Annotated in this window: 9 protein-coding genes; 4 read left to right on the plus strand and 5 right to left on the minus strand. The window is 70.8% G+C overall.

The annotated features are described in order from the left end of the window. Positions 1 to 333 precede the first annotated feature (333 nt). The gene (locus Acy02nite_RS35790) at positions 334 to 1,212 is read left to right on the plus strand and encodes a GNAT family N-acetyltransferase (RefSeq protein ID WP_203751570.1); all 879 of its coding nucleotides are present in this window, start codon (positions 334 to 336) and stop codon (positions 1,210 to 1,212) included. 159 nt (positions 1,213 to 1,371) lie between these two features. On the opposite strand, the gene Acy02nite_RS35795 is transcribed toward Acy02nite_RS35790, so the two are convergent. Then, positions 1,372 to 1,521: a hypothetical protein gene (locus tag Acy02nite_RS35795; protein ID WP_203751573.1), complete on the minus strand. Its 150-nt coding sequence runs from the start codon at positions 1,519 to 1,521 to the stop codon at positions 1,372 to 1,374. Positions 1,522 to 1,710: 189 nt separating this feature from the next. On the opposite strand from Acy02nite_RS35795, the gene Acy02nite_RS35800 reads away from it, so the two are divergent. Then, positions 1,711 to 2,394, plus strand: a complete 684-nt coding sequence (locus Acy02nite_RS35800; RefSeq protein WP_203751574.1) for a maleylpyruvate isomerase N-terminal domain-containing protein — start codon at positions 1,711 to 1,713, stop codon at positions 2,392 to 2,394. Between the two features lie 93 nt (positions 2,395 to 2,487). Here Acy02nite_RS35800 and Acy02nite_RS35805 read toward each other — a convergent pair whose 3' ends face one another. Beyond that, positions 2,488 to 4,128 (minus strand): GNAT family N-acetyltransferase, encoded by a 1,641-nt coding sequence (locus Acy02nite_RS35805; protein WP_239175493.1) that lies wholly within the window; start codon positions 4,126 to 4,128, stop codon positions 2,488 to 2,490. Between the two features lie 121 nt (positions 4,129 to 4,249). Continuing rightward, positions 4,250 to 6,523, minus strand: a complete 2,274-nt coding sequence (locus tag Acy02nite_RS35810; protein WP_203751580.1) for a putative bifunctional diguanylate cyclase/phosphodiesterase — start codon at positions 6,521 to 6,523, stop codon at positions 4,250 to 4,252. 501 nt (positions 6,524 to 7,024) lie between these two features. Between Acy02nite_RS35810 and Acy02nite_RS35815 the strand changes: the two genes are divergently transcribed. Next, positions 7,025 to 7,303, plus strand: a complete 279-nt coding sequence (locus Acy02nite_RS35815) for a hypothetical protein (protein ID WP_203751583.1) — start codon at positions 7,025 to 7,027, stop codon at positions 7,301 to 7,303. Between the two features lie 106 nt (positions 7,304 to 7,409). Further along, entirely contained in the window at positions 7,410 to 8,087 is a 678-nt protein-coding gene (gene trhA, locus Acy02nite_RS35820) for a PAQR family membrane homeostasis protein TrhA (RefSeq protein ID WP_203751596.1), read from the plus strand. A 37-nt stretch (positions 8,088 to 8,124) separates the two neighbouring features. On the opposite strand, the gene Acy02nite_RS35825 is transcribed toward trhA, so the two are convergent. After that, positions 8,125 to 8,283, minus strand: a complete 159-nt coding sequence (locus Acy02nite_RS35825) for a hypothetical protein (RefSeq protein WP_203751599.1) — start codon at positions 8,281 to 8,283, stop codon at positions 8,125 to 8,127. Positions 8,284 to 8,455: 172 nt separating this feature from the next. Continuing rightward, on the minus strand, positions 8,456 to 9,460 hold the full coding sequence (locus tag Acy02nite_RS35830; protein ID WP_203751603.1) for a sensor histidine kinase: 1,005 nt from the start codon (positions 9,458 to 9,460) through the stop codon (positions 8,456 to 8,458). Positions 9,461 to 9,653: the final 193 nt, after the last annotated feature.

Here is a 9,653-nt window from a genome sequence, read left to right on the forward strand (position 1 = left end):
TATGAGAAGCCGTAGGGGACACGCAACTCCCGTTCATCGACGGAGTCAAGATTTACGTCTGTTAAAACCTCACTACGGGCGGCATCGTCACGGACAGTGACAGTCTCCTGAGGGTGCCGCGCGTTCTCTGCCGCGGTAGAGGTCCTTGCGTCGGCGCGAGCGTGCGGCCGGGGCTGACCGGACCTATCGGGAAAGGACGTCGACCAGCGGCAGCGAATTCGGTTGCGTCCCATACCTGGCGAACCCAACTCGGATGTCGCGTGCGAGTCATGGGCCTGCACTCTGGCGGTGAAAACCAATTGCGTGGTCTCTGTGGTGTGGTTAGGTCGGCGCATGTCGATCTCGATGCAGCTTGCGACGCCGGATTCGTTGGGCGAGATCGTTGAGGCGGTAGCGGTCTGGCAGCACACCGGCGGGCCGGTGCAGCTTCATCCAGGCGACCTTGGGTGGCACTGGAGGTTCGGCGGGCGGGAGTTGGCCGAGGCCGTCCGGGTGTGGACCCGTAACGGGCAGATCCTGGCCGTTGGCATGGTGGACGACGGGGTGATCCGCATGGGCATCGCACCGAGCGTCGACGAAGACGCCGCGTTCGCCGCCCGGCTGCTGGCCGATCTGTCGGATCCGGGGCAGGGGGTACTGCCCGACGGCGCCGGGGCCGTCGAGGCACGCTTCGGCGCTGCTCTTCGAGACCTGCTCCGCCGCAGCGGTTGGGTGCCCGACGAACCGTGGACCCCGTTGTCTCGCGAACTGATCGAGCCGGTGGAGGACTGCGCGCTCAGGGTCGAGGTCATCGGGGCGCACGACGTTCGGGATCGGATCGTTGATGATCGGGTCGCGGTGCAGCGGGCGGCGTTCGCCAACTCGGCGTTCACTGTGGAGCGCTGGCGCGCGATGGCCGCTGCCCCGCCCTACCGTCGGGCCCGGTGCCTGGTCGGTTACGACGGCGACGGCGTTGCGGTCGCCGCGGTGACGGTTTGGTCGGCCGGGGACGGGCGACCGGGTTTGCTCGAACCACTGGGCGTTCATCGGGATCATCGTGGCCACGGATACGGCCGCGCCATCACGGTGGCCGCGGCCGCCGCGTTGCAGGAGATGGGGTCGTCCAGCGCGACAGTGTGCACCCCGAGCAGCAACGTCGGCGGCGTGGCGACGTACGTCTCGGCTGGCTTTCAGAAGATCCCGGACGTTACCGACTTCCGCCGCACGAGTTGACTGTGCCACCACAGCCGTGAAGGTAGCGGAAGCTCCCCATGATGAGTTTTCGCTTCTCGATGCGCGCGTCAGCACGACGCACCACTTTCGGCAAAGTCGTGTACGCGAACCTGGCGCGGGCATGCCCTCTCATCGCCATGAACGCACATTCGATCATGGCTATGTTCCGGAGGCCATGAAGGCGGCGAGAATGTAGTTGGGGTGCCGGACGAGGTTCTTGTGGGCGTGGTCGTACCGGATGGTCGTTCGTGGGTCGGCGTGGCGGGCGGCGATCTGGACGTCGCGGAGGCTGACGCCAGCGTCGAGCATGATGGTGACGAAGGCGTGCCTTTTCTTCGCAGAGGCCGTGTGCAGTGGCGTCGTGCTGGCAATCGAGCAGGCTCGCCGGAACCTCCGTGTTCGCCACGAAGATTGGCCGCTGTGTTGCGTTCCCATCCTCTTCGAGTGATGCCGTCCACGGGCAACTGCTGCGCGAAGTCGGTTGATAGCTTGATCGACATGACGCTGAGTCGTGCGCTGGACGCGTTTCGCCTTGAGGCCGCGAGTCTTTCTCGGGCGGTGGCAGGTTTGTCCGAGCAGGAATGGCGTCTGCCGACGAGGTGTGAGCCGTGGACGGTCCGGGAGTTGTTGGGGCATGTCCGGGTGGTGATTGCCTGGCTGCCGGGCATGCTGACCGCTGCGGAGCCGGCCAAGGCCGAGGTCTCCGCGGTCGACTACTACCGGCCGGATGACCGTTTCGATGCGCAGACCAATACGGCCCGGATCGGTTTGGCGCAGGACTATGCGGCCGGGGTCGGCGGCGGTGCCGCGCTTGTCGCGGATTTCACCGCGACATGGCAGCTGGTGGATCGGCAGTGCCGCGCTGAGCATGAGGACCGAGTGGTGCTTACTCGACATGGGGACGCGATGTTGCTGTCGCAGTTCCTGCTCACTCGGGTAGTGGAGATCGCCGTCCACGGTCTCGACATCGCCGACGCGCTGGGGCACGAGCCCTGGCTGACTCGGCAGGCCGGCGACGTCGTGATGGAGTTGCAGCTCGGCCCGGATTGGAGGAACGCGATCCGCGCGCTGGGCTGGGACCGACTTGCTTTCCTGCGTAAGGCAACTGGGCGAGAGCCGCTCGAGTCGGCGGATGTTGCGCGGGTGGAACGGCTCGGCGTCCGGTGGCTCACGCTGTCTTGAGCGCGATTCGGTCAGCGATGCGGTGGTCATCACGACCAGATGCCGCATCATCACCGTTGACTTCCCGGACGACTACGGAGGGGTAGAAACCTGTCAGGAGGCGGCGGCCAGCCGATGGCCGCTGGTCAGTGGCTGCCGGCGCCACACCGCGTACCGATGGGCGTAGGCCAGGGCCCGGACGGCCCGCTCGGCGTCGGGATAGACCGGCGCGCCGCGCTCTCCGAACGACGGGATGGCATCGCTGCCGCCGGCCAGCACCGCCGCGATGGTGACGTCGGGATGGTTGTCGACCACCGAGCCCAGCGCCGTCATGATCGCGATCGGGCAGTTCGCCCGGGTGCCGACGATCATCAGGAGCAGCACGTCGGCCTCGCCGCTGTTCGCGACGGTCTCGGCGGCCGATGCGATGTGGGCCGGCGACGCGTCGATGCCCAGGTCGATCGGGTTGTCTCGGGCGCGGGGCACCTGGCGGCGGGTCCGGTGGCTCAGCGGCAGCATGGTGAACCCGGATGCCTCGGCCCGGTCGGCGGCGAGCGCGGTCAGGCCGCCGCCGTTGCCGACGATCGCCATCCGCGCGCCGGCCGGGGCCGGCTGCCCGATCAGCACCCGCGCGGTGTCCAGCATCTCGCCGATGCCGGTGGTGCAGATGACGCCGGCCTGCTCCAGCACCGCGCCGGCCCGGGTGACGGCGAGGACCGGCTTGCGGCGGCCCAGCGCGTGGACCATCCGGGCGAACCGGTCCGGGTCCCGGATCGACTCCAGGCAGAGCGCGACGGCCTGCGTGCCCGGGTCGTCGTACCAATGCCTGACCAGGTCGTTCTCGTCGATGTCGAGGGTCTCGCCGAGCGACACGAAACTCGAGATCCCGCAGCCGCCGCGAGCCGCGTCGGCCAGCAGCGCCACGCCGACCGCGCCGGACTGCGCCGCCACCGCGAGACCGCCGGCCGGTGGGCGCACGGGGGACAGGCAGGCGTTGAGCCGGGCCCGCGGGCCGGTGCTGATCACCCCGATGCTGCTCGGCCCGAGCAGCCGGACCCCCTGCTCCCGGGCGATGTCCCCGGCCTCGGCCCGGCGTTGCCGGTTCACCGGCCCGGACGGCGAGAAACCTTTGCTCAGTACGACGGCACAGCGCGCGCCGCGCTGTCCCGCCTCCTTGAGGGCGGAGGCCACCAGGTCCGCCCGCACCGCGACGACCGCCAGGTCCGGGACTTCCGGCAGGTCGGAGACACTGCGGTAGGCGGCCACCCCGCAGACCGGCCGGCCGCCCGGGTTGATGGCGTAGAGACGCCCGGCGTACCCGTAGTCGCGCAGCGCGCGCAGCGTCTCGTGTCCGGCCCCGCCGTGCCGGGGGCCGGCGCCGATCACCACCACCGAGCGTGGCTCGACCATCGGGCGCAGCTGGTCGCCGCGGTCCGCGACGTCACCGACGAACTCGGTGATCCCGATCGGACGGGCCCGGTCCGCGAGATGCTCCAGCAGCAGCGTGCTGACACCCCGGCCGCGGTGATGTGGCGCGACGTGGCTGACCACCTCGGCGGAAGAGCTGCCCACCCCCAGCCGGGCGCAGGCGGCGGCGCCGATCAGTGCCGGGCCGTCGTGCGCGACCACGGTCAGGCGCTCGCCGGCGCCCGCGGCGAGCAGGAACCGCAGATGGCCGGTGCGGTCGGAGGGCCCGGCCAGGCGGATGGCGACGAGGCCGCCGTCGGAAGCGAGTTCGTAGGCGGTGACGGTCATCGTGATCACGGCCTTCGGGTCTGGACGCCTGTCCCGTGGCGCCACGGCCCATCCTGCCCGGCGGGGGAGCGGCTGCAAAGTGCTCCCGGTCGATGGCGTCGCCTTTGGCACGCCCGCCCGATCAGGCCACGGTCACCGCGAGCCGGGCCGTGTAGTCCGCGAACCACTGGTCGAAATCGGCCGCCGGCATCGGCCGGGCGTAGTGGTAGCCCTGCGCGACGTCACAGCCCAGCACGCGCAGCGCGACCACCGCTGCGTCGTCCTCGACACCCTCGGCGACCACCGACAGGCCCAGGTTGTGCGCCAGCGTGATCGCCGTGCGCACCAGCACCTCGTCGCCGTGGCTGGTGGCCATGGCCTGCACGAACGACTTGTCGATCTTCAGCTCGTCGACGGGCAGGTGCTGCAGGTACGTCATCGACGAGTGCCCGGTCCCGAAGTCGTCGATCGACAGGCTGATCCCGCCGTCGTGCAGGGCGCGCAGCACGGTCAGCGCCTTCTCCGGGTCGGCCATCGCCACGCTCTCGGTGATCTCCAGTTTGAGCAGGTGCGCCGGCAGCCCGGTGCGGTAGAGCAGGCCGAACACCTGCGCCGCGAAGCCCGGGTCGAGCAGGCAGCGGGTGGACAGGTTCACCGCGACCGGGATCGGGGTGCCCCGGTCCGCCCAGCTCTTGGCCTGCGCCACCGCGAGCTCCAGCACGTGGCTGGTGAGCGGGTGGATCAGGCTCGTCGACTCGGCCATCGGGATGAACACGTCCGGGAAGACCTTACCGCGTACGGGATGCTGCCAGCGGATCAGCGCCTCGGCGCCGGTGACCCGGCCGGTGGCCAGGCTGACCTTCGGCTGGTAGTGCAGCGAGAGCTGGTCGTCGGTGCCGATCGCGCGGCGCAGGTCGCCGAGCAGCTCGAGGCGGCTGGCGGTGTTGCCGTCGGAGGCCGGGTCGTACTGCTGGACCGCGCTGCCCTGCTCCTTCGCCAGGTGCAGCGCGGAGTCGGCGTGCCGCAGCAGCGTCTCCGCGTCGGCACCGTGCTCCGGGGCCAGGGCCATGCCGGCGTTGGCCTCCACGTCCACGTGGAACTCGTCGATCATGAAGGTCCGGTGCAGGACCGCGAGCAGCGCCTCGGCGGCGGCCCGGGCCTCGGCCAGGTCCGCGCCGGGCAGCAGCACCGCGAAGTCGTCCGCACCGCCGACCCGGGCCACCGTGGCGTCGGCCGGAGCCGCCTTGACCAGGCGCTGCGCGACCTGGTTGAGCAGCTGGTCGCCGTGCTTGTGGCCGAGCACGTCGTTGACGTTGCGGAAGCCGCGCAGGTTGACGATCAGCGCGGCGGCAGGGCGGCCACCGCGCAGGGCGGCCTGCGTACGCTCGGTGAACAGCGCCCGGTTCGGCAGGCCGGTCAGGGCGTCGTGGGTCGCGGCCCGGCGCACCGAGCGGGAGTGGCTGAAGAAGCTCAGCCCGGAGATCAGGATCGTCAGCAGGGCGCCGAGCAGCAGCGCGAGCGACGCGACGCTGAACCCGCGGGTCCAGCCGCCGCCGTAGACCGGGGCGGAGACCGCCACGTACCAGTCGTTGGCGTTGTTCAGGGTAGCCGGGAGCCGCTGGTACGCCACGCGCCGGTCACCCAGCGTGGTGGTACCGGTCAGCCCGCCGTCCGTGACGATCGGGTCGAACATCCGGTCGCCGGTGCCGCTCGTGGTGGTCGCGGCCCGCGAGTCGACCATGACCCGGCCGGTGCCGGCGTCGATGATCGACGCGGCCCGCCCGCTGGTGGTGGCCGGCATCCGCAGCGCGTCCAGGGCCATCTCGAAGTGCACGATGCCGGTGTGGCCGCTGGCCGAGATGACGATCGAGTTGGAGATCACCGCGTGCTGGGTGTCCGGCGACGTGTAGGCCTGCGCCTGGTAGACGCGCTCCGGGCCGAGGTTCAGCGTCGGGGTGAAGTACTGGGTCTTGTTCTCGTAGTTGCGCAGCTCGGCGGTCTTCGCCGGGATCCCGTTGACGATCCGGGCGATCTGCCGGCCGCTGCTGTCGACGAAGCACGCCTCGCCGATCCGGCTCGGGTAGAGCTGCTCCAGGTACGCCAGGGCGTCGTCGACCCGTTCCAGCACCGGGCCGCCCTCGACGATCTTCTCCTCGGTGGTGCCGGGCGCCTGGAAGAAGTCGATGAAGACCGGGCTGTCGGCGAGCACCTCGGCGATCGCGCGGGACTGCTCGAAGTAGTTCTTCACCGCCGCGACCTGCTGGCCGAGCGTCAGGCCGAGCGCGTGATCCTGCTGCGCGACCTGCTTGTCCCGGCCGACGAGCGCGCTGGAGAACACGCTGAAGACCAGCACCAGCAGGCCGGTGAGGAAGGCAGCCGCACGGGCGTGACGGATCACCGCCGACCAGCCGATCATGCTCCTCCTCGTCCGCGCCGTTCTGCTCCTGTGCTCGACGATCGGCCATTGCCGGGCCTGGTTGAGGTGGAGTGAGCAAATTCGGTCGGGTTTCAAGATCGCGGTGCACGACCATACCGCCCGGACGGTGCTCGTGGGGGTGCCTCGTGCCGATGGGGCCGTAAGCGGACGTTCCGGTCCCGGGATGCCGGAACAGGTCGTGCCGGTGGCTTGCCACCCATCCGTGTGGTCCGGCGAGGGAAGGAGGAGGCTGCCCGCCGCGATGATCACCTCGGGTGCGGAGCGCGGGCGGCGGCGCCTGCCGTCGCCGGGCGTAGAGCCGCGGATACGCAGGTCAGAGGTGCTGCCGGGCCGGGCCGGCAGCAGACGTCGCGCCATCACCTCCCGCTCACCGGGCCGGCCCGTCGCCAGGCACATTTCCCGATCGGCTGACCGGTGCCGGACCCGTCTCCGGTCGGCCGCGGCTCGCGGTGCCGGGCGGACCCGTTACGGTTATGCACCATGACGACCTACTCCGGGCCGGCGAGGCTGACCCTCGTCGACGGCACCCAGGTGTCCGGCATGGCATCGCTGAGCACCAACCAGCGCGGCGGCACCGACGGCTGGGGCGGCACGTTCCGGCCGGACAAGACCACCGCCGACTTCCACAACGCGGGCGACGGGCTGTCCCTCGAGCTGCCCTACGACCAGATCGGGTCGGTCGCCGTCACCGGCGTCCGCAAGCTGCTCGCCACCCAGCAGCTGGTCTCGCTCGCCGGCCGCGGCCCCGCCCCGTTCTGATCTCCGGCGAACGCTCACCCCGGCGGGCGCCGCCGAGGCGGTCCGGCGTGCCGCCCGGCCGCCCCGGGTGGGCCCGGCCCGCTCCGACCCGGAGTCTGACGACGCGATGACCGACCGAACCTCGCCACAACCGGCCCGTGTCGACCGGCCCCCGGCACTTCCCAAGCCGGTCTGGCGCGGGTGGTTGCATCTCCTCTGGTTTCCCGTCTCGGTGCTCGCCGGTGCGGTGCTGATCGTCGCCGCGCGGGGCACCGCCACGGTCACCGCGACGGCGGTGTACGCCGGTGCCGTGAGCGCGATGTTCGGCACCAGCGCCCTGTACCACCGGGTCGACTGGCGGTTCACGGTGAAGCGGATGCTGCAGCGCTGCGACCACCTGATGATCTTCGTGTTGATCGCCGGCACCGTGACGCCGATGTACCAGCTCGCCGCTCCGGACCGTTACCGCCGCGTCTGCCTGATCCTGACGTGGGCGCTGGCGGGCGTGGCGGCCGGCTTGCACGTGGCGCGGATGGACGCACCCGAGCGGGTGGTCGGTGGCACCTACATCGCTCTCGGGGCCGTGGCGGTCCCAGCTCTGCCGCTGGTCTGGGTCCACGCCGGGCCGGCCGCCGGTGGTCTTGCGGTCGCCGGTGGCCTGCTCTACCTCGCCGGAGCCCTCGCCTACCACTACCGCCGGCCCAACCCGGCGCCGGAGGTGTTCGGCTATCACGAGGTCTTCCACGCCTTCGTCTGCGCCGGCGCCGCCTGTCACTACGGCGCCGTCCTGCTTCTCGTGACGTGAGATCTCAGCCCCGAATTCCCTCTACGCTGGGACGAGGTCAGCGCAGTGCGCGCCGGCCCTTCACCACGCCGAGGACGATCGAGGCGATCAGCGCCACGACGCCGAGGATCAGCAGCCACTTCAGCGCCTTCAGGAGCAGGCCCAGCACGATCAGCACCACGGCGACAACACCGAGAGTGACAAGCAGCGTACGCATGGTCGGACTCCTTCCGCGCCGGCACACCGCCGGACCGTCCGCGCTGCGTACCCCCTGCGCGGTGGTTCCATGCGCCGGCGGCGCACCATGCGACCGGCGCGCCCGGCGTCCCGGGGTTTTCACCACTCCCGCGTGAGGAGCCGGTCGGCACCGCGTGAGGAGCCGGCCGGCACTATGCCCGGTGCATGACGGCGTGCGGGAAGTGCAGCCGGACCGAGGTCCGGCCGGGCACCGAGTCGACCAGCACGACGTCGGCGAGTTGCCGGACCAGCCAGAGCCCCCGGCCGCCGGGTGCCGCGTCGGTGGCGCCGGGCCGGTGATAGCCGGCGGTGGCCGGCACCGGGAGCCCGGCGGTGTCGTCGCACTGGACGATCAGGGTGTCGTGCTGGTGCCAGGCCCGGATCCGGACCGGGGTCACGGCGTGCCGCAGCCCGTTACTGACCACCTCGACCACGGCCACGAGCAGGTCGTCGGCCGGTTCGGCGGCGAAGCGGTGCTCGTGTGCCCAGGCACTCAGTGTGGCGCGCAGGCCGCTGAGCTCCGCGACGCCGGTCACCGTCCGGTCATGGTCGGTGTGCTGTGGCGCCGGGGGCATGGGCAGGTGGTGTGCACCGGTGAGGAACGCGTCGGCGGGCTGGAATCGTGGGCTGGGCTGCCGGCCTGACGGGGTGAGCAGGTGACGATGGGTGGCCCGGACGCCGTCGAGGAGGTGGGCCGGGTGGCGGCGGCTGTCCCAGATGCAGGTCACCGGGGACCCGTACGGAGCGTAGGTGTCGTTGCAGACCGCCTCGTACGCCAGGTAGGCGTCGTATCGCCCGGGCCGCGGGTCCGAGGCGGAGTCGCCGGTCAGTTCCGGTTCGGCGACGACGTGCACCCGGCGGCCCTGGGTCGCCTGCTCGGCCAGAAATCGGCGGAATCCTTCGTAGGCGAACCCCAGTCGCTGATAGAAGGCGGCCGGGTCAGCCCACTGATGGTCACACTCCAGGTCCCGCAACGGTTCGGTGAGCAGGGCGCGAGCGTGGTCGCTGACGACGAGCAGGATCTGGTCGCAGGTGTGCGCCGAGTGCCGCAACTCCGTCGCCAGGGCGGTGACCAGTTCGTCGTCCGAGCCGGGTAGCACCGCGCTGTGCAGGAAGGCGTCACCACTGGGCGGTTCGCGGTGGTTCACGATCGTCACGGGCGACACGATCTCGCACCGGTCACGATGATCATGATGGCGCCGATCGGGCTGCGTGTGACCATGTCACTGTGCGTGATCGAACGGGCATAACTGTTCCGATACCCCGAGGCCGCCAACGTATGCCGATGCCCGGCGGTGGGAAGTCTCCACCGACCGGACCCATCCGCTGCGGCTCCGGCTCCGAATCATC

Source organism: Actinoplanes cyaneus, from assembly GCF_016862095.1.
GTDB lineage: Bacteria > Actinomycetota > Actinomycetes > Mycobacteriales > Micromonosporaceae > Actinoplanes > Actinoplanes cyaneus.